Here is a 26,891-nt window from a genome sequence, read left to right as displayed (position 1 = left end):
TGATCATGATTTCAATCGTCCGGCCAAAAAGGAGCTGTACTGGAATATGCGTCTAAGCGACTTTTGGCGGATTTCCGGCTCGTCAAATTTCATCGGTTTGGCATTGGCCTCAAAAAACCAGAGTGTTCCGAGCGTATCCACGCCCAAATCCATGGACATTTCGCCGTGAGAAAGACCGGATGCACGTTCAATTTGACGTGCAATCTGTATGGCCGTACTTTTAACTTTGTTCAGTAGATCCGTGCTGTCCTCAGGCCCAAACAGCGAGGACAGCAGCTTGAACGGGTCCTCTACACTCCCGCCACGCGGGACATGTGTGGTGATGCTCCCTTTACCCGCCAGTCTGGCACCGACCCCGGTTATACTCCAGGAGCCACGGATATTTTTTTGTACCAGGATACGCAGGTCGAAGGGTTTTTTCTGATAGGTTGCCAGATCGATACCCTGTTGAATGATATAAGGCGAGTTGCCTGCTTCCCGGCGGATACGTCCCCACAGCCGGGATAGCGATACAGATTTGTAGGTTACACTTTTTTTGTCATGCTGAATGGTCAGTCTGTAAGCCATGAGATGGTCTGGGTGGAATTTAAGAATCATAATCCCTTTTCCGGCCTTACCGTTTTCCGGCTTGAGATACAGGTATGGATACGCAGACAGCATTTTTCCTAATGAAGACAGGTTGCTTAACCGTTTGGTTGCCGGAACAAGCTGACGAGTGGTTTCCGAGGTACGCAACCACTTGAACAGTTCCCATTTGTTAAAAAAGCCTGGATTGTACAGTTCAATGCCTGAGGCATGTGAAATTTCATCCAACTTTGTGCGCACAGAGGTTTTAAGTTCATAATTACGGTTTGGGATGCGATTATAAATGACCTGTGGAGGTGGGAAATTCTGTTCCTCCCACGTCTGTAAGCTCTTGTTGAAGACATAGCCCTTAACCGTCTCATCTGCCAGTTTCAGGTCCCTGACGGTAACAATGTACACCTGATATCCCATCCGTGTTCCCGTTTCAAGAATATCCCTGAAATTGCGCTGATTGCCCTTGAAAAATTGCCCTTCGTCGTGCACTGTCAATACAGCAACGACTGGCTTATGCTCCGCCCGGGTATTCATAGTTCCTCTTTTCTGCGGAATTTACTGAGGTAAAGACAGTGGTCCAAAATATGCTCCACGGATGCTTTACCCTCCGCACGCAACGATGGATGCTGAAAAATGGATCGGCCTGGCTTGGAGTTGGCTTCAAACATCCATACCTTTTCATCCTGATCAATGCCCAGATCAAAGCCGATTTCACCCAGTAGATGCTGGTGGTGGTGTTCAATGGCTTCAGCGAGCGTAACTGCTACGTTCTTGGCACGTTGAAGCACTTCACCCGCCCGGTCTCCGAATACCCGGTTCAACGCCTGTTCAGGTGTCATAAGGGAGCCACCATTTTTGATATGGGTTGTGACACTGCCACGTCCGGATTTTTTAGCTCCAATGCCGACAACGACCCACTGGTTATTTCCATTTTTATGCATGTGAAACCGGAAATCAATCGGGCAATTGTCAATCTCGATCAGCTGGATGCCCTGTTGAATGACATAACCCTTTAGCATCTGTCCCTGATTGGAGTGAAGCATCCTGAGCATGGAGTTAAAAGAGGTGAATTTTAGCAATACATTGCTATTTTTCTTACGGTACCTCACATAATATCCTTGCTTGGGAACATGGGACAGACGGTAGATTCCTTTACCGAGACTGCCTCCACTTGGCTTGTAATAAGCAAATTGATGTCGCTCCAGCATACTTCGGATACGTTCAGAGCTGGGATTCGTGTATGATTCAGGGACATAGCGGTTAACATCTGGGTTATTCTCCAGCAGATTATAGATATCGGACTTATTGAAAAAGCTCCAGTTAAAGAAGGGAATTCGTTTGCGGGAAAAGCGTTCGCGTAGTTGATTGATCGCCGGGGAAAAATCAGAGCGACGGCTCGGCAAACGATTATAGATCACGTCTGGCAAAGGTACAAGTTTACGTGTGAATTCCCCGCTGGATGACAGAAAATAGCCGTTAATCGTATCATTTTGCCAGTTGATATCCCGAGGGGTGAAGGCAAAAATATACGATTTTTTGCTACCTTCCTTCAGCAGTTGCTTAATAAAGCCTGTGCGTGATCCGAAAGGGCGAGTGGTGGAGGTGGTACCGTCAGACAGCACGCCAATCAACGGCCCTAGCTGTATATCACCATCCAGATTTCGCAAATAGATGGACCCGCTTTTGGGAACACGGATTGCGTTACGTAAGCCGGAGGTCAAGTATAGATGGCGTCCCGCCTTCTGAATTGGTTTTACTGTAGCGGGGATCTGATCCTTACCGAGCCGCAGACGAACGGACTTGGCTCCGGATAATTTAAGGCTTTTCAACAAGGCAGTGGATATATACGCCACCTTGTCGGGCTGCTGTGAGAAATGCACATTGCAATGCGTTAAACTCATCTGTTTATCCTCCTATACCGTATGTTCAAGGGAGGCGTCCGCGCCCTTTGGCCCTGTCGCTTTGGAATGGGTCATTAAATATCGAGCATATTCGAGCGGGCGGTTGACCGACTGGAAAGCGCACTCTGGCTGACGGGTCTGAAAAAAGGAGGCCCGCCCAGGTCGGGAATTAACCTCCAATAGCCAGATGTTCCCGATCCGGTCAATACCGTAATCAATTCCCAACTCGCCAAGGCGGCCATAACGTTCCTCCAGCGCCCTGGTAATGGTCAAGGACAGCGTCATCATCTGCCTGATGATGAGACGCGTGGTGTCCGCGCCAAATTGTTCACGAAGGTAAGGCTCAGCAGGATGGGCTTCGCCTCCACCGTGCAGATTAGAAGTCAGGGTTCCTTTTCTGCCTTCTCTTACGGCAAAGCCCGTCAGGCACCAATAGCCGTTGCCATCCTTTTGCATGAGTGCGCGAACATCAAAGGGATGATTGCTTTGGCTTGTTAATTTCAAATAAGGCTGCACGATATAAGCGCGTTTGTGTGCAATTCCGTGGATCCATGACAATCCTGCATCCAATTCGGAAAACGAGCGCCGGAACGGGCGGTTACGGGAGTCTCTACCCTGTACAAGTAGTCCCTGCCCTCCTTCTGCCAGCCGGAGATACAGTGTGCTCTTGCCATGTGTTCCGGTCTGTGGCTTCATAAACAGCTCCGAATGGCGTCGTAGCCATTCCACAAGCTGAGTCGTGTCTCGGTAAGGCGCCGTAGGCGGCACAAAGGGACGCACTTTATCTACCGCATGCAAAGCGCGATACACCTGCCATTTGCCAGGTAAGTTACGCGACCAGTAGATGAGCTTGCGCGATTTTTGCTCCGCCATGTCTTCCAGTGTGCGCCTGACATTCTGGCTCTCGTGGACATGGAGACAGCGGTTATACACAATGTCCGGCAACGGAAAGCGGCCGGATGTCCATACTCCGTTACGATAAACATAACCTCGTATGGAGTGATCTTCAGGTGAGACTCCTTCGGCGGTAAACGCCATTACGCTAAGACCAGAGCGCCTGCCCAACAGACTTAGCCTGCGGCAAAAATCGGCTTCGGTAATAGGGGGAGTGACGGCCTGATTCCGGCTAACAAGCACGCCCAGCGTACCTGGCACAACAAGAGACACCGACAACAGCTCCTTTGGCAGCCAGACTCTGGAAGAGATGAATTCATTTGAAGCCGGCTGAATAACAGCAGTATTCAATCATTTTTTTAACGGACGGGCGAGTTTTCTGATCATTTAACGGCGTGTTGTCATTCTTTGATGGCTTAGAATTGACCTCCAGCAACCAGATGCGCCCTGTGCTATCTATTGCCAGATCAATACCAAATTCCGCGAAATGGGCGGGAATTTCTTTTTCCACTCCGCTTGCGATATCCAGTGCTGCTGTTTTCAGAGAGGTATGCCCATTCGATTTAACGGTTGCGGGCAGCGTGGTTTTGGCAAGTGCTTCCTTGACTGTGCTCAGCGTGCCGCCTCTTGCCAGATTGGACACAAAGTGGCTTCCTCCAGCGATCCGGGCGACAATGGATGTTACGGTCCAGGTTCCGGACGAATTTTTCTGTACAAGCGCACGAAAGTCGACCGGACGCTTACCGTGATCAATCAAGGTAAGTCCCTGTTGGAGTTGAAAGCGTGTTGTTTTCATTTTTCCCGCTAAGCTTTTGTACAGCTTATCTACGTTGGCATACGTTTGCTTGCGGGGCGTGCCCGCTGTTGTGGATAACACCGAAAAGGTGCCATCGGTTTGCTTGTTAATGCGCATTATGCCTTTACCTAAGCTTCCGCGCACTGGCTTGAGAAAAACAGCGGGATACTGGTTGCACATTTTTTTGAAAACAGCAAAGGTTTGCAGCAAGTGGGACTCGGGTAAATACTTGCGCAGGGAAGAATTTGATTTAAGCGCATCAAATACTTCATTCTTATCCAGAAACTTTTCGTTAAAAATGGTCGTGCCGTACTGCGATTTTACTTCTTTCATGAAATGCTGTACGCTAGTTCTGTTCTCGAGTTTACGGGAGGTAAGACGATTATTGACGACATCGCCGGCGGGCATGACCGTCTTTTTCCAGCCTCCGTCATACACCCATCCCTGAACTCGCCCGGGCTGACTTCCGATATGCTCCGGGGTGAAAAAATACACATATGCTCCTTGTCTGCGGCATTCCCCGACTAGTTCACGGCAGAACAGGGTGATCGACCCGAAAGGCTTGTCGGGCTGTTCGGGATAGTCCCGACTGACCAGCACGCTAATAAGTGGGCCCACTCGAAGTGTCCGGCGACCTCGGCTGTAGGTTACTCGCAGATCACAATTGGCATGAAGCCCCATTTTTCGGGCTAGCACGCTTCCCACACGTAGGCCGCTGTAGCGGGGCACCGATATGACGGTAACCTCTTGGCGGAACGAACCGAAGGCGAGCTGAACGGGGTGGCCAGCGGATATTTTCCATTTGCGAAGCAGGGACTCGCCGACCATGAGTACGTCATCCTGCAAGATGCCCGATCCGATGATTTGAATCGTTGTTTTTTTGATGGACATCGTGGATCTCCTTCCGGGCAGCAACTTGATGTCTTGAAAGTAACGGGAAACGTGAATGGGCTGTAATAGCACTGATTCATCATATGAGGACATATATCCCTTGGTGATTGACGGACAATGTGAAATGTTGACACTAAACTTGTATTGGAGGAATAAACAATCATGAACATCTATGACAAAGCCCATGATTTAGCGAAAGCATTGAAGGAAAGCAAAGAGGTAGAGGAAATTACGTCAGCGATGAAGCTGATCGAAACCGATCCAGAAGCTAAGAAAATGCTCGACGATTTCCGTGAACGCCAAATGGAAGTACAGCAACGGATGATGAGCGGCGATATGCCAGCACAGGAAGAGATGGAAAAGATGGAGAAGCTGTTTGAGGTACTTAGCTTGAACCTCAACATCCGACGCCTGTTCGACGCTGAACGCCGCTTGAGCGTGATTATTGAGGATGTTAACAAAATTATTGCAGACAGTCTTCAAGATTTGTACGGTTCATCTCTGTAAGTTTGTCTCATATTCCTTCCTGTCCTCTCATAGACTAGATACATAGAGTCACAGGGAGAGGAAGGGATACGATTGGGTTCTTTTAAAAAATGGAAACACGGTTTGTACACACTGATTGCGCTGGCTATGGTCTTGGTTGCGTTACCACGCATCTCGCTTGCAGGCGGTTTGAACTGGGTCAACGGCTTTGGAATAGTATGGGTACTTTTTGCGCTGCTAGTCATCGGGGCGAACATGCATTTTTTGCTGGGTGTGGATGAGGAAAAGCGCAAAACGCTGGAGCGTGTGCGGCGGGCCAAAATGCAGCAGTGGCAGATGAAATGGGATAAAAAAGCTGACAAAGGTAGCATGCAGTGAGTTTTTTTTAGCTTGTCCTGGGCTTGCCCCCAGATACAAATCAATCATAGTAAGAAGCGTTCCTTGTAATAGAGGGGATCGCTTTTTTGCTATTTCCGAAGCAGAAAACTCAAAATGAACAAAGGTCTAAAATAAAGGGATTTTGTGCTATAATAGATACAGAATGATACAGATTGAACGTTGGGGGTGTAACAGAGTTGGACGGGCTAGATGAAACAGTTACGAAGCATGAGCAGCTATTGCGACATATCGAGCAGTTGAAAATAGGCTCCAAAATTTCTGTGCGCAGGTTGGCTAAAGAAATGAGCGTCAGCGAAGGAACGGCCTATCGGGCCGTGAAGGAAGCCGAGAACCTGGGAATTGTCATTACCAAGGAACGGATCGGAACAGTACGAGTAGAGAAGCGTCCGCGCGGCTTGTCCGAGCAGCTGACCTTTGCAGATGTCGTGAATATTGTAGAGGGACATGTGCTGGGCGGAAGTGAGGGGCTGGAGAAGCCCTTGCACAAGTATGTTATTGGGGCGATGCGCGAGGAAGCTATGGCCCGTTATATTGACGCTGGCAGTTTGCTGATCGTTGGTAACCGTGAGGATGCGCATTCACTTGCATTGGAGCAGGGGGCAGGTGTGCTGATTACAGGGGGATTCGGTACGAGCCGAGAGGTTAAGCAGCTCGCAGACAAGATCAGTCTGCCGATTATTTCCTCACGCCATGATACTTTTACAGTGGCATCTATGATTAATAGAGCCATATTTGACCGCTTGATCAAAAAGAAAATTATGCTGATTGAAGACATTGCGGCAGGCAAACCGAAAACGTTGACCTTGAAAATCAACAGCACGCTTACCGAGTTTGAAGAACTTTCGGTGACGACTGGACATCATCATTTTGCAATAGTGGATGAATGGAATCGTTTAATTGGTATCGTCAGCCGCAAAGATGTGGAGGGGCTTCAACCTGAGCATACGATGGATAAATGTCTTATCCGCAATCCGATAACGGTCACTTACCAGACCTCGCTGGCTTCAGCCGCGCAAATGATGGCGTGGGAAGGTGTGGATTACTTGCCGGTCGTGGACCGCAACCGCAAGCTGCTCGGGTCCGTTACACGGCGTGAGGTGCTGGAGGCGCTGCGTAACGCCCAAAAGCAGCCACAACTTGGCGAGACGTTCGACCAGTTGATCTGGAACGGGTTTGCTGAAGAGCGTAATGAGGATGGATCGTTATTTTTCCGCGGTTTTATCATTCCGCAAATGGCGACCAATTTAGGTACGATCTCGGAAGGCGTACTGGTCAACGTGATGACACAAGCGGGCTACCGGGCAGCTAGAGACATGACCGGCAAGGATTATGTGCTGGACAATTTAACGACTTATTTTATTAGACCCGTACAGATAGAGGATGCTGTCGTTCTTCGTCCGTTGTTGCTTGAGATGAGTCGCCGTACCTGCAAGCTAGAAATTGCAATTTCACGGGAAAATCATTTGGTATGCAAAGCAGTGATGACGCTTCAATCCATTGAACATGGTTAGTCTACCAATGGATTGGAGCAAGGTGTGAAGGCGAATAGATCGACTTAGTGGCTTTCAGGCAATCTTTCTTTTGCTTCCAGCCAAATTTGCAGCACACCTTCCATTACAAGCATCGTTTTGACCTGGATCGTATACTCCTTGTCACGAACGGTGTATTTTTTTTGGTGCAGCAACATACGTACCAGCTTGCTGTCAGAGTCAATCTCAAACATATCTCTGCCACGCAGCACCTCCAGATCACGACTGACACGGCGCAGAAGTTCCTTTAGGTTAATAGAATCAATTTTTTCGGCCGAAGCTTCCTCCGGAATCAGCTTGATCTCTTTGACAACGGTTTGGCGCTTGCTGTATTTGCGCAATGTTTTGTTGTCCTCCTCGGCTTGCTGGAGCTGGAATTGAAGATCCTGGTTGTTCGTCCATAGCTGATTGAAGCTGGCATGCCAGATGGCATTGTAGATCATTCCTCCCGTAATCATACCGAGTACAAAGACGGAGGATAATTGCATAAAAGGGCGCAGGCGCTCAAAAGGGGGGACTCTCATAGTCGTTTCACCTCACGGCCGTCCGTTGCCGCATACCCACTTGACCAGCTCTGCACCCATATGAGCGCCTAAAAAGGCGAAAATCAAATACAATATCTGCTTAATGGCAGGTGACAAATTACCATCCAACATATTGCTTTCAATGACCCGGATCGGGTCCATCGTCCCCCCCACAGCAGCGGCAAGCGCCCATATTTTAATTCTTCCAGCAACCTCCAGCATCGTCTGGGTAGGCGGCTGAAGCGATACCACAGCTCCCATTCCGCCGAGCATGGCTCCCCCGAGCACGATGCCGAAGGCAATGAAGAAGTCGAGAATCGCTTTGGATATAAAAGTGCTCATGCTCTTTTCCTCCTTAGGTATACGAATCAGGACCGCGCTTGTCCGCCGAGGTCTGTACTTTTATTCTATGGGCGCTACTAACGCGGATATGATAAAATAGTTTGAAGAAAATCAAGCGGTGAAAGGAAGAGAAGCGCATGAGTTCATTTGTGCATTTGCATGTTCATAGCGAGTACAGCCTGCTGGACGGCGCGGCTCGTACCGCGGAGTTGGTCAAACAGGCATCAGCTTACGGAATGAAGGCGCTGGCCCTTACAGATCACGGGGTCATGTACGGTGCCATTCCTTTTTATAGAGCGTGTGTAGAAAACGGCATTAAGCCGATTATCGGGTGTGAGGCCTATATGACGGCAGGATCGCGCAAGGAGCGTGGCAGCCGGAAGGATCAGCCCATATATCATTTAATTTTGCTCGCCAAAAATAAAACAGGCTATCAAAATCTGATGAAGCTGTGCTCCATCGGCCATTTGGAGGGCTTTCACTACAAGCCGCGCATCGACATGGAGGCTTTGGCTGCCCATCATGAAGGTATCATATGCCTGAGCGCTTGTTTGGGCGGTGAAGTGCCGCAGCATTTACTGCATGGTCGGGAAGCCGAAGCACGACGAGCAGCGGAGCGATATCGTAACATTTTTGGTGATGATTTTTATCTGGAACTCCAGGATCATGGTCTATCGGAGCAAAAACGCGTAAATCCTCTCTTGATCGCACTGGCGAAGGAACTGGATATTCCACTGGTGGCGACGAATGACGTGCATTACTTGACTGAGCCAGATGCAGACGTGCAGGACGTTCTGATCTGTATCGGGACAGGGAAGACAGTTGACGATGAGGAGCGCTTGCGTATACCAACACGTCAGTTGTATCTGAAAAGTCAGGAGGATATGGCTCGTTTATTCCCGCATGTGGCAGAAGCCATCGCCAACACGGTGCGTATTGCTGAAAAATGCGAACTGGAGCTGGAATTCGGTCAATCCATTTTGCCTGAATATCGTCCGCTGCCGGAAGGAATGACCTCTTCGTCCTATTTACGCAATCTGTGTGTGCAAGGGCTGGAGCGTCGCTATGGAAGCGATCCCGGATGGGAGCAACTGGAGGAACGGGAAAGGCTGAACCAACGGCTAAACTATGAGTTAAATACCATTGACAGTATGGGTTTCAGCGATTATTTCCTGATTGTATGGGATTTTATTGCCTTCGCTCATAAGCATAAGATAGCAACGGGACCGGGGCGGGGTTCCTCAGCAGGCAGTTTGGTTGCCTATGTGCTTAACATCACGAATGTCGATCCGATGAAATACAACCTGCTCTTTGAACGGTTTCTGAATCCCGAACGAATTAGTATGCCGGATATAGATATTGATTTTAGTGATGAACGGCGTGACGAGGTTATCGACTATGTAGTACAAAAGTACGGAAATGAGCATGTAGCGCAAATTATTACCTTTGGAACGCTGGCGGCAAGAGCCGCTGTCCGTGACGTCGGTCGTGTATTGAACGTGCCATATGGCGAGGTGGACAAGGCAGCCAAGCTGATTCCGGCGCAGCTAGGCATTAATATCCGTCATGCGTTGGAAATTACCCCGGAGCTGAAAACGCTATATGAAACGAAGCCTAAGACACGTGAACTGCTGGATATGGCGATCAAGGTTGAAGGAATGCCTCGTCATGCTTCGACACATGCAGCAGGTGTTGTCATTTCGCGGACTCCATTGACCGATGCGGTTCCGCTTCAAGAGGGGAGTGAAGGGGTACCTTTGACGCAGTACTCGATGGAAAATCTAGAGCGCATTGGTTTGCTTAAAATGGATTTCCTTGGGCTGCGTACACTCTCCATTATTGAACGGTGCATACACTGGATTGCGGAAGACCATGGAGAAACGCCTGATTTTAGCCGTATTCCCGATAATGATCCACATACCTATGACTTGCTGGGCAAAGGAGATACAGGAGGCGTATTCCAGCTGGAGTCGGCCGGTGTACGCCGGGTACTCAAGGATTTGAAGCCGAGTGTATTCGAGGATATCATTTCTGTCCTGGCTTTGTATCGTCCGGGCCCGATGGGCTTTATTCCTAACTTTATACAGGCCAAGCATGGTCAGATTGAGATTTCTTATCCGCATCCTGACCTGGAACCGATCTTAAAGGACACGTACGGTATTATTGTGTATCAGGAGCAAATCATGCAGATTGCTTCGCGCATGGCGGGTTTTTCCCTGGGAGAAGCCGATCTGTTGCGCCGGGCTGTGTCCAAGAAAAAGCGCGAAGTGCTGGATCTGGAGCGCGGGCATTTTGTCGAAGGCAGTATCAAGCAGGGATACACGGAGGAGGAGGCCGGAAGGGTTTACGATATGATTGTCCGTTTTGCTGACTACGGCTTCCCGCGTGCCCATGCAGCTGCTTATGGTGTGCTAGCATTTCAGACGGCTTATCTAAAGGCCCATTATCCGGTACAATTTATGGCTTCAATGCTGACAGCGGTGATGGGAAGTCATCGAAAAGTGGCTGAATATGTTGTCGAATGCCGTCGTATGGATATCGCAGTGTTGCCACCTGATGTGAATGAGAGCGGGGTGCTGTTTACTCCGTTACAGCAGGGAGGCATCCGCTTCGGCCTGGCTGCGATTAAAAATGTCGGCACACAGGCGATGGAGAGCATTCTCGCTGTTCGCAAGGAACGGCCTTTCGACAGCCTGCTCGATTTTTGTCGACGTGTCGATTTGCGGGTATGTAATAAGAGAGTAATTGAATCGCTTATTCAGGCAGGGGCCTTTGATTCGTTGACAGGTCATCGGGCACAGTTGCTTGCCATGCTGGATGAAACGGTGGATGCAGCCGTCAAATGGCGCAAGGAACGGGATGACTTGCAAATTGATATGTTTGGTTTTGTGGAAATGCCCAATTGGGATATCGAATATCCCAATGTACCCCAATTTAGTGCCAGCCAGCAATTAGAGCTGGAACGTGAACTGCTGGGACTGTATTTATCGGGGCATCCGTTGGATGATTTTGAGTCGCTGTTGGAAAGCAGCGAGGCGGATCGTTTGATGGAGCTGGGCGATGTCCCCGATGAAACGGTTGTTGTGACTGCAGGCATGGTAGTGTCACTCAAAACGATTACGACCAAGCAGGGTAAGGCTATGGCCTTTATTGAGCTGGAGGATCAGATTGAGCGCTGTGAGGTTGTGCTGTTTCCTGAGGTATGGAAGCGAAGCCAGCAGTGGATTGAAAAGGGAGCTTTGCTTACGCTTCGAGCCAAGATGCAGCAGCAGGACGAGCACTTCAAGCTCCTTGCGGATGAGACCGCCCCGCTGGCGGAAGACTCGCTGGCACGGCTCCTCCAGCGCCGACGTGCCAGTACGCGCTCGTCCGCCCCTGGAACATCCGTGCCAGCTGCTGGCCCTGCTGCTGGCCCTGCTGCTGGCGGCGCGGGTGGGAGAGCGTCGCGTATGTCGTCTCCGCCTTCGGCAGCCACTGCATCTGCTTCGCCTCAGCCGAAGGCGGCCCGTCCCGTGACGGCTGCTTCACCGCGCGGAGCCGAAGCGGATCGCGGTGAACAGGTGCCGGTCCCGCGCAGCGTGGAGTCGACCACTCGTCAGCGGGTGTTTGTCAAAATCACTCGCCATGCCGAGGAGGACGCCAGCTTGCTGGTCAGTCTCAAGGCACTGCTACAGGAGCATCCCGGTGCTATGCCTACCGTACTTTTTTATGAGAGCAACCAGCGTCTGCTGGCGTTGAGCGATGCTTACAACATTAAGCCTTCTCCTCAGCTGTTTGATCAAATGGAGTCGATGTTGGGTGAAGGCACGGTGAAAGTCAAATGATAGGCACACAGCAAACCGCCCTTATTGTAACGGTTTAATGAACATTTTCCTTCCTTCCCGCATACACTTGGAAAACTGGCGGAACAGGAGATTCAACACGTACCCTGCACCATAAGGTCCCGTACGGTGAAAGAATAGAACTGCACGGTGAAAGCGGGAGGGAAATTATGTCCTATGAATATGCAGAAACTTTGTTAAATCGCAGAGGCATTCGGATCGAGTCCATTGCGGACATTGTTTTTCAGCTTCAGCTAAAATATTATCCTCATTTGACGATGGAAGAATGTATAGACAGTGTCAAAGCGGTTTTGCAAAAGCGCGAGGTTCAATATACGTTGCTCACAGGTATTGCGCTTGATGAACTGGCCGAAAAAAAACTTCTCCCCCAGCCATTGCAAGCCATTATGGAGGCTGACGAACCGCTGTACGGAGTGGACGAGACACTGGCTCTTGGAATTACGAGTGTGTACGGTATGATCGGCTTAACCAGTTTTGGTTATCTGGATAAGGAAAAGACGGGGATTATTGAACAGCTGAACCAAAAAGGCAGTGGTATTCATGTGTTTTTAGACGATCTTGTCGCCGGACTGGCTGCCGCTGCTTCTTCGCGCATTGCACATCGGAGCCTCCATGCTAAGCATTATCCTGCATCATTGGACGCTTAATTGACCTGTGTGGACAGAGTTGATGATTTTCTAGGCCCTCCGACGGAACTTGAATGATCAGGAGGGCTTTTGTTGCGGGAAAAAAGTAAGGTATGTTATCATGAGTCTATTATATGGGCTCAGAACTTGAGGCTTAGGGGGTAGAAACAAGGCATGTGGACGGTGATTTATATTGCACCGACGGCCAGACTGGCTGACATGATTAAGCTCAAACTGTCTGAAGAAGGTTTTATGGTGCAGGCCCGGGCCATCAGCGCATCCAAGCAACAGTTTGAGATACTTGTGCCTTCGGGTGAAGTCGAAGAAATACAGGAAGTGCTTAATTCGATTTTGCGCCCTTGAGTCCGGAACGGCGGAAGTGATACAGCAGCATGAGTGGAACAAAGGATGCACGATCGGCGGTAATGTTTTAGTAACAGGCGTTGACGTGTGTATGAACATAATGCTTAGAGGTGCCGCATAGACGGCAGAGGACCTTGTATCGGTTACGGCTGACAAATAAACGGCTGGAGAGGTGTAGTTGTGTTTAAAGATTTATTCCAAAAGAAGCGTAAATACGCGACCATCCCTTCGGAACGGGCGCTGAGCGGCGATCAAGCGGACATGCCGGATCGTCCCAAACGGGAAATTCCCGAAGGTCTTATGACCAAATGTGGCAAGTGCGGAAGTATTCAATACAGCAAAGAACTAGAGAAAAATTTGAAAGTGTGTCCGGTGTGCGGATACCATATGCGTTTGAATGCAATGGATCGCATTCGCATGGTGCTCGACGAAGACACGTTTACGGAATATGATGCAGATATGATTTCGGTTGACCCGCTGGACTTTCCGGGATATGCGAGCAAGCTGGAGCAACAGACCCTGAAATCTGGCTTGCGAGAGGCTGTCGTTACAGGCGACGGCCTTATTTATGGACATCCTGTTGTCGTTGCTGTGATGAGCTTTGACTTTTTTACTGGCAGTATGGGTTCGGTCGTAGGAGAGAAAATTACACGCGCCATTGAGCAAGCAATAGACAAGCGTCTGCCGCTAATTATTTTCTCAACTTCTGGCGGGGCACGTATGCAGGAAAGTATTTTAAGCTTGATGCAGATGGCCAAAACAAGTGCTGCTCTTGCTCGTCTGGATGAGCAGGGCTTGCTCTATATTTCTGTTATCACCGACCCGACTACAGGCGGAGTATCCGCCAGCTTTGCTACGCTTGGAGATATTAATATTGCGGAGCCAGGAGCTGTATTCGGCTTTGCAGGGCGTATTGTAATTGAACAGACAATCAGACAGAAGTTGCCGGATGATTTTCAAACATCCGAATTTAATTTGCAGCACGGACAATTGGATATGGTTGTACACCGCAAGGAACTGCGTGATACCCTCGGGCAACTGCTTGATCTGCACAGTGTGAAAGGGGTGGAATAGATGGCTGGTGAATTGCCTTATGAAAAGCCCCTGGTCGAGATGCGACAGAAGATCGAAGAACTCAAGCAATTCGGACAGGATAAGCAAATTGATTTTACAGATGAAATCAACCGTCTCGAGGACCGTTATCTCGAGATGGAAGAAGAAATATATTCGAACATTACAGCACCACAAAAAATGCATTTGGCCCGTCATCATCAAAGACCAACGTCTCTTGATCTGATTGAGCAGGTGTTTACGGACTTTATTGAATTACACGGCGACCGCTTGTTTGGAGACGATCTGGCGGTTGTGGGCGGAATTGCCAAGCTAAATGGCATTCCGGTGACCGTCATTGGTCAACAGCGTGGTAAGGATACGAAAGATAACATTGCACGTTTCTTTGGTAGTGCTCATCCGGAAGGATTTCGTAAAGGCTTGCGTCTTATGCAGCAGGCTGATAAATTCAAACGCCCTATTATTACATTCATTGATACGAAGGGCGCTTATCCGGGTAATACAGCAGAGGAGAGAGGTCAATCGGAAGCGATTGCCCGCAACTTGCGGGAGATGGCAAAGCTTTCGGTGCCTGTTATTTGTGTGGTCATCGGCGAGGGTGGAAGCGGCGGTGCGCTTGCGTTTGCAGTTGGTAACCGTGTGCTGATGCTGGAACATGCCATTTATTCGGCCATTTCTCCAAACGGTGCTGCCTCGATTCTATGGAAAGATGCTTCCAAGGCCGATCAGGCAGCTGAAGCCATGAAGATCACGGCTAATGACCTCCTGCGCATGGAAATTATCGAGGATATTGTGCCGGAGCCGAAAGGGGGCGCGCATCGTAACTATGAAGTGACCGCTGCCGCAATCAAGGAGCTATTGGAACGTCATTTGGCAGACCTTACGAATATGAGCTGCGATGAATTGAGGGAAGATCGGTATCAAAAATTCCGAAAAATAGGTCAATACACCTTCTTGAAGTCTTCGGAATCTGAGCCTATGTTGTAATACGCTGTAAACGGGTAACAATAAATATGACGAACTTCCTATACAAATAGGAAAAAGTGTAGTAGATTTAATTGTTGGAAAAAGATATAAAGAGTAGCACCTTTGAAAACGGAGGAAAAACCCAAATGCGCAAAACTAAGATTGTATGTACCATCGGTCCTTCCAGTGAGTCATTGGAAAATGTGAAGAAACTGATTTTGGCTGGTATGAACGTAGCCCGCCTGAATTTCTCTCACGGTGATTTCGAGGAGCATGGCAACCGGATTAAAAACATCCGTCAAGCTTGTAAGGAGCTTAACAAGAACGTTGCTATTTTGCTCGATACGAAGGGGCCGGAAATCCGGACAGGAAAGCTCGAAGTTGAACCTATTGAGCTTGTTCAGGACGAGTTCATTACGCTGACAACGGAAGAAATTCTCGGTACGCAAGATCGTATTTCTATTACGTACAAAGATCTTCCCTCGGACGTGGAGCCCGGCTCCACCATTCTGATCGACGATGGTCTGATCGGACTCACCGTTATTGAAGTATCAGGCACTGAAATCAAATGCCGCATTGTTAATGGCGGAACGATCAAGAGCAAGAAGGGCGTTAACGTTCCAGGCGTCGCTATTTCTTTGCCTGGTATTACGGAAAAAGATGCTAATGATATCATTTTCGGTATTGAGCAGGACATTGATTTCATCGCGGCTTCTTTTGTTCGTAAAGCAAGTGATGTGCTGGAAATCCGCGAATTGCTGGCGAAACACAACGCAAGTCATATTCAAATCATCTCCAAAATAGAAAATCAGCAAGGTGTTGACAACCTGGATGAAATTTTGGAAGCTTCGGATGGCCTGATGGTTGCTCGTGGTGACCTCGGTGTGGAAATTCCTGCTGAAGAAGTGCCTCTGGCGCAAAAATTGATGATTAACAAATGTAATGTTGCTGGCAAGCCTGTTATTACGGCAACACAAATGCTGGATTCCATGCAACGTAACCCGCGTCCGACTCGTGCGGAAGCAAGTGACGTGGCGAATGCTATTTTTGACGGAACAGACGCAATTATGCTGTCCGGCGAAACAGCTGCGGGTAAATATCCGGTAGAATCCGTATTGACGATGTCACGTATTGCAGAAAAAGCTGAGTCTTCTCTGAACTACCGTGATTTGTTCAAAAAACAAAGAACGGCTCAAGAAATTAGTATTACAGAAGCAATCAGCCAATCCGTTTCTATTTCTGCGCTTGACCTGCATGCCAAAGCGATCCTGACGTCCACACAAAGCGGAACAACGGCGCGTATGATTTCTAAATACCGTCCTGAAGCTCCGATTGTTGCTGTTACAACACAGGAAAGAACAGTTCGCCGTTTGGCTCTGATCTGGGGTGTACATGCAGTACAAGGCAGACCAGTCGTTGACACAACAGATAGTCTGTTTGACAATGCGCTGGAAGGCGGTCGCAAATCTGGCCTCGTTAAAGAGGGCGATTTGGTTGTGATTACTGCGGGCGTACCTCTTGGTGATTCCGGTTCTACGAACCTGATCAAAATTAGCTGCGTTCCAGCACAAGCGTAATTAAAGTCTCGAAATAATACCGAGGCTGTATGTATTCGTTACAACAAGCAAAAGAGCATTCAAGTCAATAAGACTTGGATGCTCTTTTTTTATGTTCTCTAGCTTTTTATTTCCAGTCCTTCTCGTCGTATGAAATCAAGGAATGCCTGTTGCGTCAAGTTCATGTGTGTATCTTGTTGGTACACGATGTTTATTTGATAATGACTCCTTTTGTTATCAGCCTCGGGATAAGGAAGCCATTCCACCGAGGGAACAGCATTTTCATTATTATCGACTCCACTTGCAGGAAAGAAGGCAAGCGCTTCTCCGCCGCTTACGACTTGCTTTACCGCTTCCCAAGAGTTGATCTCCAGATGAGGCTTAACTAGCGAGGAATACTGATCTACAACTGATGAACCGCTATATTTTACCCATGTGTGCTTGTCCAGCATATCGGGTCCATCGAACTCCTCTGATATGGATGCAGGTGCAAGTGCAGATGCAGAACGGATAACTCCTACTTGATCTGAAGCCACTGGCTCTGCCACCGTATACTCTGAAAGAGAATCTCTATCGTCGAGAAAAGCAAAATCAATTTCTCCCTGTTTCAGTAGCTGCTTAATGGCATCCGGGGATTGAATCTCCAACTGAATACGACAATCTGGATATCGTTGAGCAAACTTAGCCATCAAAGTGGGGAGGAGATACGTACCTGATATCGACTCTGCACTCAGATGTAATTGACTCTGTGACTCTTCTGTCAGTTCATCTACAGCTTGTCTAGCTTCTTGCTCCAGAGAGATGATCTGTTTTGCGTAAGGTAATAATTTTTTTCCAGCTTCCGTTAGCATAATCCTGCCTTGTTGAAGAGAGAATAGGGAAACACCCATTTCCTTTTCCAAGCTTTTCATATGAAAGCTGACGGTAGGTTGTTTGACTTGCAAAGCTTCGGCCACATCCGTCGCCTTATGGAATTTGTCGATCAGCATCAAGATACGCAATTTTAGAATATTCATGGAATCCAGCAGCTCTCCTTATATGTCATTCATATGTGAATTTCAAACTATAGATTAATTATATACCGAAAAAAAATTTATCTATCAATATTTTATATTTGTTTTACAAAACCACGTCGTTCGTCTAACATTCCAGGCCTACAATGTAAAAGTGTTGATGGTCATAAATAAAAAACCGTCACTTAACTAAGGGGAGGACAATAAAAAATGTTGAAAAAATGGCCGTTCATTCTGATGACTCTCACCATGGTATTTGCACTTGCAGCTTGCGGATCAGGTAACAATGCTGCACCACAAGGAGAAGCTGCTACAGGAACAGACAATAAAGCAGCTGCTGAACTGACAGGAAATATTCTGGCTGTTGGCTCCACTGCACTTCAACCATTGGTAGAGCAAGCGGGACAAAAATTTATGGCTGTCGATAAATATAAAGGCATTGCAGTTCAAGTACAGGGCGGCGGTAGCGGTACTGGCTTGACTCAAGTTTCCGGCGGACAAGCGGACATCGGTAACTCCGACGTGTTTGCAAAAGAAAAACTGGAGAGCGGCGCAGATGAACTGGTCGATCACCAAGTAGCTGTTGTAGCCATGTCAGCGGTAGCGAATCCTAAAGTAGGCGTTACAGACCTGAAAAAAGATCAATTGGTACAAATCTTTACAGGTAAAATCACGAACTGGAAAGAAGTTGGCGGTGCAGATCAAAAAATCGTTATCGTAAACCGTCCAAGCAGCTCCGGTACTCGTGCAACATTTGAAAAATACGCATTGGGACAAAAAACGGAAGATCTGCCGGGCTCCATTCAAGAAGATTCCTCCGGTACTGTGAAAAAACTGATTGCTGAAACACCGGGTGCGATTGGTTATCTGGCTCTGTCCTACATCGACAACACAGTAACTACTTTGAAATACGATGGCGTTGAAGCTAACGTTGAAAATGTAGAACAAGGTAAATATCCAGTATGGGCTTACGAGCATATGTACACTAAAGGTGAGCCAAAAGAGCATGTGAAAGCATTCCTTGACTACATTCTGTCAGATGAAATCCAAAAAACGGATGTCGTAGACTTGGGATACATTCCAGTAGCAGGTATGCAAGTGAAACGTGATGCTGACGGTAATATCACGAAATAAGGAGAGTCACACCTCCTGTTCGATGAACGCAGCTAACGCGAGTATATTCACGAAGAAGAGGCGGACTAGCGTCCTGCCTCTATTCTTCGGTTAAAGGAGTTACAGTATGGAACCAATTGAAGGGAAGGCATACATGGAACAGAATAAACGATCCCGAGTTATGAAAGAAAGACATTACTGGGAAGAATGGACCGGCCGCATATATACGTCGGTTTGTGTCGTTTTTTTAGTTGCAGTCATTGTCTCCATCGTATATTTTGTTGCCTCCAAAGGTGTAGCTACATTTGCGGTGAATGGAGTCAGTCTGCGAGAGTTTTTCTTTGGAACCAAATGGAGCCCGGATGGCGAGCCTAAGTCCTTCGGAGCGCTTCCGTTTATTACGGGTTCTTTTGCAGTAACCATACTGGCGGCTTTAATTGCCAGTCCGCTCAGCTTATGTGCGGCTTTATTTATGACGGAAATCGTGCCGAAATCGGGTAAACGTATCCTTCAACCCGCGATTGAATTATTATCTGGTATTCCGTCGGTTGTATATGGCTTTGTCGGCTTGACCGTCATCGTCCCGCTGCTGCGGAACGTGTTTGGAGGACAAGGCATTGGCATTCTGGCAGGCTGCCTAGTGTTGTCAGTCATGATTTTGCCGACGATTACGAGTATTATGGCGGATGCGTTGTCTTCCTTACCGGGGGGGCTGCGTGAATCCTCTTATGCTTTGGGTGCTACCCGCTGGCAGACAATTGCCCGTGTTATTATTCCGACGCTGCTGCCTGCTCTTTTAACAGGAATTATTCTCGGTATGGCTCGTGCCTTCGGGGAAGCGTTGGCTGTACAGATGGTAATCGGGAATGCTCCGCACATACCGCATTCCTTGCTGGAATCCGCTTCGACCTTGACCAGCGTCATTACACTTAGCATGGGGAATACAGCGATGGGCTCCGTTCATAACAATGCTCTCTGGAGCATGGCGCTTGTTCTTCTGCTCATGACATTCATTTTCGTGCTGCTGGTAAGGCTGCTTGAAAGGAGAAACCGGGTTTGATGAAAGCTAAAACGACCGACAAGATCGCTACATTTGTAATCTGTTTCTTCGCCTTGTTCATTGTTGCGCTTTTGGTGGGATTACTGGGCTTCATTTTGGCCCGCGGAGTCAGTCATATTTCTTTTGACTTTTTAACCAGTGCTCCCCAAACATTACGTGCAGGCGGTGGCATTGGCCCACAACTATTTAATTCCGTATTTTTGTTAATCTTAACTTTGATTATCACCATTCCGATTGGCTGGGGCGCAGGTATTTACATGGCGCAATATGCAAAGCCGGGGAAAATTACGGACTTTATACGACTTGTCGTCGAAGTATTGTCCTCCTTCCCGTCTATCGTCATCGGATTGTTTGGACTACTACTTATCGTAAATACGTTTGATTTTGGCTTTTCCCTCTTATCAGGAGCCTTGGCTTTGGCCGTATTCAACCTGCCGCTGATGGTTCGCACAACTGAGCAGGCTTTCCGAGCTGTGCCGAAGGAGCAAAAGGAAGCTGGACTCGCGCTTGGATTATCCAAGTGGAAAATCATCACCTCCATTTTGTTGCCAGCTGCGCTGCCAAGCTTGATTACGGGTACGATTTTGGCCGCAGGCCGTATTTTCGGGGAAGCCGCCGCACTGCTGTTTACAGCAGGGATGAGTACGCCGCCGCTTGATTTTACCGATTGGAATCCATTGCATGCCAGATCGCCTATTAACCCGATGCGACCTGCTGAAACATTGGCTGTTCATATTTGGAAGGTCAACAGTGAGGGGATTGCTCCTGACTCCAAAGATATTGCTGCAGGCGCTTCTGCCGTACTGGTGCTGCTTGTGCTTGCATTCAACTTGAGTGCAAGATGGTTCGGAAGAGTTGTATACCGCCGTCTGACAGCTGCCAAACGTATGGATTAGAAAGGGGATGGAGAACAATGGAACATGTGATTACGCGAACGGCAAAAACCGCCGCACCAGCAACATCCGTTCAGTCTACGCGTTCGGAACAGCTTGCGGGGCAACCGCCGCATCCGTTCAGTACTGAGGATTTGAGTATTTATTATGGCAGCTTTGAGGCTGTGAAAAAAGTGAATCTGGCCTTTCCCGAGCAGACTGTGACTGCCCTGATCGGGCCTTCCGGCTGCGGTAAATCGACCTTTTTGCGCTCCCTTAATCGAATGAATGATGAGATTGCATCTTCCTCTACAACAGGTCACATCTGGATGGATGGACAGGATTTGACAGCACCGGAAACGGACGTGATCAAGCTGCGTCAGCAAATTGGCATGGTGTGGCAGCGTCCCAACCCTTTTTACAAATCTATTTACAATAATATCGCCTTCGGTCCCAAATACCGTGGGGTGCGTAAGAAGAAACAGCTTGATGAAATCGTCGAAAGTAGCCTGCGTAAAGCAGCATTATGGGATGAGGTCAAGGATCGCCTTCATGACTCCGCTCTGGCGCTGTCTGGCGGGCAACAGCAGCGGCTTTGCATTGCACGTGCACTATCCGTTCAACCGAAAATTCTATTGCTTGACGAGCCAGCCTCCGCGCTGGACCCTGTGTCTACAGGCAAGGTAGAAGAGCTCATTACCGAATTAAAAAAAGAACTGCGCATCGTTATTGTGACGCACAATATGCAGCAGGCTGCACGAATTTCCGATTATACTGCTTATTTTTATATCGGAAGTCTGGTTGAACATGGGAAAACGAACGATATTTTCACGAATCCTGAAAATGAGCTGACTCAGGAGTACATCATGGGTCGATTTGGTTAAGCGATGTTGCTCATCGACCTACTATATATTAGCTGCACGTAAAATCCTCTTACTAATCCAGCATTAGTAAGAGGATTTTTATTGTTTTCAACGTTTTGTAACTTTTTTAATCTATTAGTAAATTAAAATATATTGATCGTTTGGATATATTTTCATATAATACAACTAACTATTTATCATGCATAAATAGTGGTTCAGTTCCCTTCGCTATCAAAAAGAATCTTCAGCAAGAATATATAGGGTTAAACTGAACGCAATTACCCAACTCAAAATAAGGGAGAGGTTCAAATGAAGAAGAAGATGTGTCCAACCGTAAAGATGATAGCGCTCTCAAGTTTGGCGATTACAGTAACGTCAGGACTCCTAAGTCCCTCATGGGCTGCGGCACAGGAGATGGTGCCGGCTACATATGATTCAGGACGTGAATCGGCGACTGCTTCTTATGAGCTTACCACAGATTCAGCTGTGGGACGGGACGTTTATGGTGACGGTGTAAATTCAGGTGTTTTGGATCGTGAGCAATTATTTGGGCTGTCGGCTGTGACGAAGCCAACCGCTGTTGTGAATACAGACAGCCTCCTGAACAAAATGCGCGACTTTAGCAAGTTCTCTACGGGGAATACATCCAAGGATACTACACTTGCCTTAAATATTGTATCCTGGCAATTACCACATGGCGGATTCTTCAAAGCTATGGAAAAGAATTATAAATCCAAATGGGATGGCAAAACTGCACGCTCCACATGGAAGAGCAAGGATGGTGTTGAGCTCGGAACGTTCGATAACGAGGCCACGACAACCGAGATTCGCTTTTTGGCGGATGTATACAAAAAAACAAAAAATAAAGACATTAAGAACAGTGTACAAAAAGCAATTGACTTCGTTTTAACCTCTCAGTATTCCTCCGGTGGCTGGCCGCAAGTATACCCTAAACGTGGTAATTATTCCGATGCTGTAACTTATAATGATGATGCGATGGTTAGAGTTATGGTTTTGGCTGACGATATTGTGAACAAGAAGCAGCCGTTTGATAGCGATATTTTGGACGATGCATCTCGCTCCAGACTTCAGCAAGCGCTAAACAAAGGTATCCAGTACACAATTAAGTCTCAAATTGTAAATAATGGTACACCGACAATCTGGGGTGCACAGCACGATCCGGCTACTTATGCATCTGTTGAAGCCCGGGCATTTGAGCTACCTTCCAAAACAACTACGGAATCAGTAGGCATTACTGCTTTTCTCATGTCCCAGCCGCAAACCGCTGAAGTGAAAAAAGCGGCTCAGAGCGCTTTGAAATGGTTCGACGCGAACCGAATCGACGGTATCAAATACAATCGTCAAGGTCCGGAGTTTTTTCAAAAGGATGCATCGAGCGTAATGTGGTATCGTTTCTATAATGTGGAAGACAATAAGTATTTCTTTTCAGACCGGGATGGCAAAAAGTATACCGACATCATGAAAATTAGTGAGGAAAGACGACTTGGTTACGCCTGGGCGGGAAGCCAGGCTAAGAGTTTGCTTAAGCTGGCTTCGGATAGCGGATATTATAAACTGTCCAAGCCGTTGCCACAATAATAAAGGCATTATTATATATGATTTGCGAGGGTGGACCGGTCGGTCTGCCCTCTTTTTGTTCCTGGGCTGTAAATATGGTTTAATGGAGAGAGGGCAAAATAGAGATAAAGATGCACAAAGATAGGAGAGCTTGTATGACTCAAGAGGAGAAACAAACGGAATTACGCTGGTATGGCGCACCGCTACGTGTCCGTTATCAGGAAAGCGACCAGATGGGGGTCGTATATCATGCAAATTATTTGAACTGGTTTGAGATCGGGCGTACCGAAATGATCCGGCAGGCGGGCTTTAACTATCGGAGCATGGAGGAACGAGGAGTCTTGCTGCCAGTTATTGAAATCAATGCGAAATATGCGAGTCCTGCTCGATATGATGATTTAATTACCATTTATACGGCAATTACGGACTTCTCTAGACTACGTCTAAACTATACCTATGAGGTTCGACGGGTAACGGACGATGAGCATCAAAGGTATCTGGGAAAGGTATGGACCCAGGCAGACACGCTACCGGGAGAACTGCTTGTCACAGGGATGACACGTCATGTATGGTTGAACACCGAATGGAAGCCTGTTCGACTAGATCAGGCGCTACCTGAGCTGTACACTGCATTAAGGTTTGCTTTTACAGGCGGGGAGGGGCAGAAGTCATGATGATGCGTAAACGTCTATGGCTGTTGCTGCTGCTCATTCCTTTGGCGGAGCTGTACGGGTTTATATGGGTAAGTCATTGGATTGGAGCGGGCAAAACGATTTTACTCATCATTCTGACGACCCTAATCGGGGCTGCCATGATGCAATTTGAAGGTCGTAAGGTGATTGCCGATGCGAAAAATGAAATGAACCGGGGGCAAATGCCCGGCCGTAAAATGCTGGATGGATTATGTGTCTTTTTCGGTGGGAGCTTGCTGCTTATCCCCGGATTTTTAACAGATATTATTGGTTTTACGTTGGTATTCCCTTTAACACGAGCGTTGTACCGACGCTTTTTATTGAAGTGGCTGGAGAAAAAAATGAAAAACGGCAGTATTACGTTTCGGCGATTTTGACGTGAGCTGCCGTTTTTCCTATCCATGATCTAGCGGACTCTTCCAGCGAGAATATAGTTGCGCAAGTCCTGAATGACATTCGCGCGATTCAGTGCATCAACGACAATCAGTGATACAGGTCCGATAATTAGTCCTAAAACGCCAAACAGCTTGAGCCCGATGAACATACTGATGAGGGTGGGAAGCGGGTTCAAGCCCACGCTGCTGGCCAGCACCTTAGGCTCCACGATCTGTCGTCCAATCAACAGGATGATATAAAGGATCGACAATCCTACCCCTAGTGCCAAATTACCAGACATATACGCATACAGTATCCACGGAATCATCACAATGCCAACCCCCAAATAAGGTAGCAAGTCCACTAGCCCGATCATCAAACCGATGGTAAAGGCGGATTCCACACGCAATATGAACAGCCCAACAATGACTGTTAATGCCGTAATGGAGATAATAATAAACTGTGCACGCAAATAGCCGTACAGTGCTTTACGCAGATCGTGCCATATATCCGACAATGGTTTGCGAATCGTATCAGGAACCGTATTTGAGAGCATCCGACTATGTCGGTCCCAGTCCTTACTAATAAAAAAGGCTGCTAATACAATAACCATTAGAACTGCTCCCATATTAGGCAGAGAGGTTAGCAAGTTCAAAACTCCATTAAAAAATTGAGCGACTAGCGTAGTGACAGCCGAACTCACGGTTTGAGTTGTCTTATCAATATTACTGTTAATGGTATGTTGGTAATCCGGATTATCCCGGATAAAATGGTTAATTTCAATAATTACATTTTGAATCAAATCGCTTTGTGTCCAATCGATAAACAGACTTTTAAAACGCTCAATATGTCCGTCGAAAGTCATGGCCAACTTTATAACTTCTCGGACCATGCGGGTGATTGCCGCAGATAGGATAATTGCAATTCCACCTAAATATACAAATAATGAGACCGTGACAGCCGTCCAACGCGGCATACGGGCTTTGTTACGCAGAAAACTAACCAGTGGATTCATGGCATAAGCCACAAGCCAGGCGAATAGGAAAGGATAGATGAGAGGGAAAAGCGCATATATGCCCAGTAACAGAGCTACAATCACGATTGCCACCCATAGAGCACGAAATATGCGATTCAGGATTAACCGGCTCAAGCTCTCACGGCTCCTTTCTTTTGCGATAGTTTTTCATAAAATAAATGCTCTACTATACATATGCGGGAAAGGGGGGAGACAAGACCTGTGTAAAAAAGTGCAAATGAATCAATAATTTTTGTAAGGGGTTTCAAAAAATTCTTTATGGAAGCGATAAATAAAAAACACCATCGAACGTTGATATAAAAGGGGTTTGGGTTTTTTCTTCCCACAAAAACCCCACGGTCAAATTATTCCGTCCATTAAACTGTCGAGTTTTTCAACTGCTGCTCGACGTCTTTGCTTGGTTACATGTAAATAAACGGCCTTAGTTGTGTGATCGCTACTGTGCCCTAAAAGTTTTTGGATAGCCTCTAATTCCACACCTGCCTCTGCCATTAATGATGTATATGTGTGTCTGAGAGAGTGGGGGGTTAGTGGGTGGTTTATTCCAGCTGCTTTAAGCGCTGCGGACATGTAATTGTTAGCCTCGTATAAGCGCAACGGATAACCCATAAAACGCCCTTCGGTAAAAAATATAAAATCTGATTCATCATTGAACCATCTTCTATATTCCATTCTAAATTTATTTTTCCAAGCGATTTGTTCTTTTAAAATTGATATAACTCGTGAGCTCACGTCGATTTTTCGAATGGACGATTTGTTTTTCGGAGTATTCAGCTTATAATCTTTCAAAGAACCTGGAACGTATAGTGTTTTTGTGATTGATATTTTTTTGTTCACTTCGTCTACATCTTTTATTTTCAAAGCACATAATTCACCTATTCGCATACCAGTGTATGCAAGCACAAATAGTAACCTAAACGCTTGAGGACTTTCGAGCTCTTTGGACTTTTGAAGTAGGGTAGCCAGTTCTTCCTTCTCTAAATACTTAGGGATCTCATCTTTAACTTCTAATTCTTCAACAGTTTCAGAGAAAGAAGGAAGTATTGCATATTGAGTTATATCTTTCTTGATAAGCTCTAATTCTAAAGCTTTTTGGAAAATCATTCTCATTACTGCATGGAAATTCGTAATAGTACTCTTTGATTTATTTTCAATATTTTTTAAAGTGAGTAATTCTTTTTCGTATCTTGCAGTAGTTAGCTCTTGTAATTTCAAACCTCCGAACTTTTCCTTTATTTTTTTTACAACACTTTTTCGAAGATCCACTGTTATTCCTTTGACGTTAGTCGCTTTATAAAACTCAATCCATCGATCTGCAAATTCACCTATTAGTATTTTTTTGTTTTCAATATAAGTTCCGTTAATTATTTCTGCTTCAATTATTTTTCCGGCTTCTGAAGCTTCTTTAGCGCTGGTGAATCCGGGTGTTTCTTTTTGGATTCTGTTACCATTTGCATCTTTTATACTGTAGCGATAATGAAATTTTCCTTTTCTCTCACGTACATTCTGATATTTTTTGGCCAT

The 26,891-nt window shown here is 47.1% G+C and carries 25 protein-coding genes; 16 read left to right on the top strand and 9 right to left on the bottom strand.

Annotation, left to right across the window (positions count from 1 at the left end; genetic code table 11):
- Positions 1-3: 3 nt before the first annotated feature.
- Genes MKX59_RS19765 through MKX59_RS19750 form a run of 4 tightly spaced genes read right to left on the bottom strand, consistent with a single transcriptional unit; the run spans position 4 to position 5,061 of the window.
- Positions 4-1,113, bottom strand: coding sequence for a YheC/YheD family endospore coat-associated protein (locus MKX59_RS19765; RefSeq protein ID WP_053325093.1), 1,110 nt, complete (start codon positions 1,111-1,113; stop codon positions 4-6).
- Positions 1,110-2,480, bottom strand: coding sequence for a YheC/YheD family endospore coat-associated protein (locus tag MKX59_RS19760; protein WP_013309575.1), 1,371 nt, complete (start codon positions 2,478-2,480; stop codon positions 1,110-1,112). The genes MKX59_RS19765 and MKX59_RS19760 overlap by 4 nt, the downstream gene beginning before the upstream one ends.
- 12 nt (positions 2,481-2,492) lie before the next feature.
- Positions 2,493-3,647 (bottom strand): YheC/YheD family endospore coat-associated protein, encoded by a 1,155-nt coding sequence (locus MKX59_RS19755; RefSeq protein WP_069080141.1) that lies wholly within the window; start codon positions 3,645-3,647, stop codon positions 2,493-2,495.
- A 43-nt stretch (positions 3,648-3,690) separates the two neighbouring features.
- A complete protein-coding gene (locus MKX59_RS19750) occupies positions 3,691-5,061 on the bottom strand; it encodes a YheC/YheD family endospore coat-associated protein (protein WP_023987902.1) in 1,371 nt (456 codons plus the stop codon).
- Between the two features lie 162 nt (positions 5,062-5,223).
- Between MKX59_RS19750 and MKX59_RS19745 the strand changes: the two genes are divergently transcribed.
- The 3 genes from MKX59_RS19745 to MKX59_RS19735 all read left to right on the top strand — a co-directional run bounded on the left by MKX59_RS19745 (position 5,224) and on the right by MKX59_RS19735 (position 7,457).
- Positions 5,224-5,568 carry a YlbF family regulator gene (locus MKX59_RS19745; RefSeq protein ID WP_013309578.1) on the top strand — a complete coding sequence of 115 codons (345 nt, stop codon included), beginning with the start codon at positions 5,224-5,226 and terminating at the stop codon, positions 5,566-5,568.
- A 72-nt stretch (positions 5,569-5,640) separates the two neighbouring features.
- On the top strand, positions 5,641-5,925 hold the full coding sequence (locus MKX59_RS19740; protein ID WP_013309579.1) for a hypothetical protein: 285 nt from the start codon (positions 5,641-5,643) through the stop codon (positions 5,923-5,925).
- Positions 5,926-6,122: 197 nt separating this feature from the next.
- Positions 6,123-7,457 carry a DRTGG domain-containing protein gene (locus MKX59_RS19735; protein WP_013309580.1) on the top strand — a complete coding sequence of 445 codons (1,335 nt, stop codon included), beginning with the start codon at positions 6,123-6,125 and terminating at the stop codon, positions 7,455-7,457.
- A gap of 44 nt (positions 7,458-7,501) precedes the next feature.
- Here MKX59_RS19735 and MKX59_RS19730 read toward each other — a convergent pair whose 3' ends face one another.
- Positions 7,502-7,999: a hypothetical protein gene (locus tag MKX59_RS19730; RefSeq protein WP_023987904.1), complete on the bottom strand. Its 498-nt coding sequence runs from the start codon at positions 7,997-7,999 to the stop codon at positions 7,502-7,504.
- A gap of 12 nt (positions 8,000-8,011) precedes the next feature.
- A complete protein-coding gene (locus tag MKX59_RS19725) occupies positions 8,012-8,341 on the bottom strand; it encodes a YtrH family sporulation protein (RefSeq protein ID WP_013309582.1) in 330 nt (109 codons plus the stop codon).
- Between the two features lie 137 nt (positions 8,342-8,478).
- Here MKX59_RS19725 and MKX59_RS19720 point away from each other — a divergent pair, with 137 nt between their 5' ends.
- The 6 genes from MKX59_RS19720 (at position 8,479) to pyk (ending at position 16,786) form a co-directional block, all read left to right on the top strand.
- Positions 8,479-12,165, top strand: a complete 3,687-nt coding sequence (locus tag MKX59_RS19720) for a DNA polymerase III subunit alpha (RefSeq protein ID WP_340858793.1) — start codon at positions 8,479-8,481, stop codon at positions 12,163-12,165.
- A gap of 167 nt (positions 12,166-12,332) precedes the next feature.
- Positions 12,333-12,830, top strand: a complete 498-nt coding sequence (locus tag MKX59_RS19715; RefSeq protein ID WP_023987905.1) for a phosphatidylglycerophosphatase A family protein — start codon at positions 12,333-12,335, stop codon at positions 12,828-12,830.
- A gap of 153 nt (positions 12,831-12,983) precedes the next feature.
- Entirely contained in the window at positions 12,984-13,172 is a 189-nt protein-coding gene (locus MKX59_RS19710; RefSeq protein WP_013309585.1) for a hypothetical protein, read from the top strand.
- A 180-nt stretch (positions 13,173-13,352) separates the two neighbouring features.
- Positions 13,353-14,246 (top strand): acetyl-CoA carboxylase, carboxyltransferase subunit beta, encoded by an 894-nt coding sequence (gene accD / locus MKX59_RS19705; protein ID WP_013309586.1) that lies wholly within the window; start codon positions 13,353-13,355, stop codon positions 14,244-14,246.
- Positions 14,247-15,230 carry an acetyl-CoA carboxylase carboxyltransferase subunit alpha gene (locus tag MKX59_RS19700; protein ID WP_023987906.1) on the top strand — a complete coding sequence of 328 codons (984 nt, stop codon included), beginning with the start codon at positions 14,247-14,249 and terminating at the stop codon, positions 15,228-15,230.
- Between the two features lie 125 nt (positions 15,231-15,355).
- Positions 15,356-16,786: a pyruvate kinase gene (gene pyk / locus MKX59_RS19695; protein WP_023987907.1), complete on the top strand. Its 1,431-nt coding sequence runs from the start codon at positions 15,356-15,358 to the stop codon at positions 16,784-16,786.
- A 98-nt stretch (positions 16,787-16,884) separates the two neighbouring features.
- Here the strand turns inward: pyk and MKX59_RS19690 are convergent, their stop codons facing one another.
- Entirely contained in the window at positions 16,885-17,781 is an 897-nt protein-coding gene (locus MKX59_RS19690) for a LysR family transcriptional regulator (protein WP_028542897.1), read from the bottom strand.
- A 207-nt stretch (positions 17,782-17,988) separates the two neighbouring features.
- On the opposite strand from MKX59_RS19690, the gene MKX59_RS19685 reads away from it, so the two are divergent.
- The 7 genes from MKX59_RS19685 to MKX59_RS19655 all read left to right on the top strand — a co-directional run bounded on the left by MKX59_RS19685 (position 17,989) and on the right by MKX59_RS19655 (position 24,333).
- On the top strand, positions 17,989-18,912 hold the full coding sequence (locus MKX59_RS19685; RefSeq protein WP_025722004.1) for a phosphate ABC transporter substrate-binding protein PstS family protein: 924 nt from the start codon (positions 17,989-17,991) through the stop codon (positions 18,910-18,912).
- 106 nt (positions 18,913-19,018) lie between these two features.
- Entirely contained in the window at positions 19,019-19,951 is a 933-nt protein-coding gene (gene pstC / locus MKX59_RS19680; protein ID WP_013370343.1) for a phosphate ABC transporter permease subunit PstC, read from the top strand.
- Complete coding sequence (gene pstA / locus MKX59_RS19675; protein WP_023987910.1) at positions 19,951-20,847, top strand: phosphate ABC transporter permease PstA; 897 nt, start codon at positions 19,951-19,953, stop codon at positions 20,845-20,847. The genes pstC and pstA overlap by 1 nt, the downstream gene beginning before the upstream one ends.
- A gap of 17 nt (positions 20,848-20,864) precedes the next feature.
- Complete coding sequence (gene pstB / locus MKX59_RS19670) at positions 20,865-21,707, top strand: phosphate ABC transporter ATP-binding protein PstB (protein ID WP_023987911.1); 843 nt, start codon at positions 20,865-20,867, stop codon at positions 21,705-21,707.
- 288 nt (positions 21,708-21,995) lie between these two features.
- Positions 21,996-23,285 carry a pectate lyase gene (gene pelA / locus MKX59_RS19665; protein WP_028542895.1) on the top strand — a complete coding sequence of 430 codons (1,290 nt, stop codon included), beginning with the start codon at positions 21,996-21,998 and terminating at the stop codon, positions 23,283-23,285.
- Between the two features lie 134 nt (positions 23,286-23,419).
- Positions 23,420-23,938 carry an acyl-CoA thioesterase gene (locus MKX59_RS19660; RefSeq protein ID WP_023987913.1) on the top strand — a complete coding sequence of 173 codons (519 nt, stop codon included), beginning with the start codon at positions 23,420-23,422 and terminating at the stop codon, positions 23,936-23,938.
- Positions 23,935-24,333 carry an FxsA family protein gene (locus MKX59_RS19655; protein WP_013309596.1) on the top strand — a complete coding sequence of 133 codons (399 nt, stop codon included), beginning with the start codon at positions 23,935-23,937 and terminating at the stop codon, positions 24,331-24,333. Before MKX59_RS19660 ends, MKX59_RS19655 begins: the two co-directional genes overlap by 4 nt.
- 29 nt (positions 24,334-24,362) lie before the next feature.
- Here MKX59_RS19655 and ytvI read toward each other — a convergent pair whose 3' ends face one another.
- Both ytvI and MKX59_RS19645 read right to left on the bottom strand, forming a co-directional pair.
- Positions 24,363-25,481 (bottom strand): sporulation integral membrane protein YtvI, encoded by a 1,119-nt coding sequence (ytvI, locus tag MKX59_RS19650; RefSeq protein ID WP_340858792.1) that lies wholly within the window; start codon positions 25,479-25,481, stop codon positions 24,363-24,365.
- A gap of 225 nt (positions 25,482-25,706) precedes the next feature.
- The gene (locus MKX59_RS19645; RefSeq protein WP_340858791.1) at positions 25,707-26,891 is read right to left on the bottom strand and encodes a site-specific integrase; all 1,185 of its coding nucleotides are present in this window, start codon (positions 26,889-26,891) and stop codon (positions 25,707-25,709) included.

It is taken from the genome of Paenibacillus sp. FSL R7-0340 (assembly GCF_038002205.1).
Classification (GTDB): Bacteria; Bacillota; Bacilli; order Paenibacillales; family Paenibacillaceae; genus Paenibacillus; species Paenibacillus polymyxa_B.
Note: the sequence above shows the minus strand (reverse complement) of the source record. Positions and strands in the feature narration are given on the sequence as shown.

Coding starts and splice junctions, on each gene's coding strand:
- MKX59_RS19765 (WP_053325093.1), bottom strand. CDS start 1,113: ATGAATACCCGGGCGGAGCATAAGCCAGTCGTTGCTGTATTGACAGTG.
- MKX59_RS19760 (WP_013309575.1), bottom strand. CDS start 2,480: ATGAGTTTAACGCATTGCAATGTGCATTTCTCACAGCAGCCCGACAAG.
- MKX59_RS19750 (WP_023987902.1), bottom strand. CDS start 5,061: ATGTCCATCAAAAAAACAACGATTCAAATCATCGGATCGGGCATCTTG.
- MKX59_RS19745 (WP_013309578.1), top strand. CDS start 5,224: ATGAACATCTATGACAAAGCCCATGATTTAGCGAAAGCATTGAAGGAA.
- MKX59_RS19730 (WP_023987904.1), bottom strand. CDS start 7,999: ATGAGAGTCCCCCCTTTTGAGCGCCTGCGCCCTTTTATGCAATTATCC.
- MKX59_RS19725 (WP_013309582.1), bottom strand. CDS start 8,341: ATGAGCACTTTTATATCCAAAGCGATTCTCGACTTCTTCATTGCCTTC.
- MKX59_RS19720 (WP_340858793.1), top strand. CDS start 8,479: ATGAGTTCATTTGTGCATTTGCATGTTCATAGCGAGTACAGCCTGCTG.
- MKX59_RS19715 (WP_023987905.1), top strand. CDS start 12,333: ATGTCCTATGAATATGCAGAAACTTTGTTAAATCGCAGAGGCATTCGG.
- MKX59_RS19710 (WP_013309585.1), top strand. CDS start 12,984: ATGTGGACGGTGATTTATATTGCACCGACGGCCAGACTGGCTGACATG.
- MKX59_RS19700 (WP_023987906.1), top strand. CDS start 14,247: ATGGCTGGTGAATTGCCTTATGAAAAGCCCCTGGTCGAGATGCGACAG.
- pyk (WP_023987907.1), top strand. CDS start 15,356: ATGCGCAAAACTAAGATTGTATGTACCATCGGTCCTTCCAGTGAGTCA.
- MKX59_RS19690 (WP_028542897.1), bottom strand. CDS start 17,781: ATGAATATTCTAAAATTGCGTATCTTGATGCTGATCGACAAATTCCAT.
- MKX59_RS19685 (WP_025722004.1), top strand. CDS start 17,989: ATGTTGAAAAAATGGCCGTTCATTCTGATGACTCTCACCATGGTATTT.
- pstC (WP_013370343.1), top strand. CDS start 19,019: ATGGAACCAATTGAAGGGAAGGCATACATGGAACAGAATAAACGATCC.
- pstA (WP_023987910.1), top strand. CDS start 19,951: ATGAAAGCTAAAACGACCGACAAGATCGCTACATTTGTAATCTGTTTC.
- pstB (WP_023987911.1), top strand. CDS start 20,865: ATGGAACATGTGATTACGCGAACGGCAAAAACCGCCGCACCAGCAACA.
- pelA (WP_028542895.1), top strand. CDS start 21,996: ATGAAGAAGAAGATGTGTCCAACCGTAAAGATGATAGCGCTCTCAAGT.
- MKX59_RS19660 (WP_023987913.1), top strand. CDS start 23,420: ATGACTCAAGAGGAGAAACAAACGGAATTACGCTGGTATGGCGCACCG.
- MKX59_RS19655 (WP_013309596.1), top strand. CDS start 23,935: ATGATGATGCGTAAACGTCTATGGCTGTTGCTGCTGCTCATTCCTTTG.
- MKX59_RS19645 (WP_340858791.1), bottom strand. CDS start 26,891: ATGGCCAAAAAATATCAGAATGTACGTGAGAGAAAAGGAAAATTTCAT.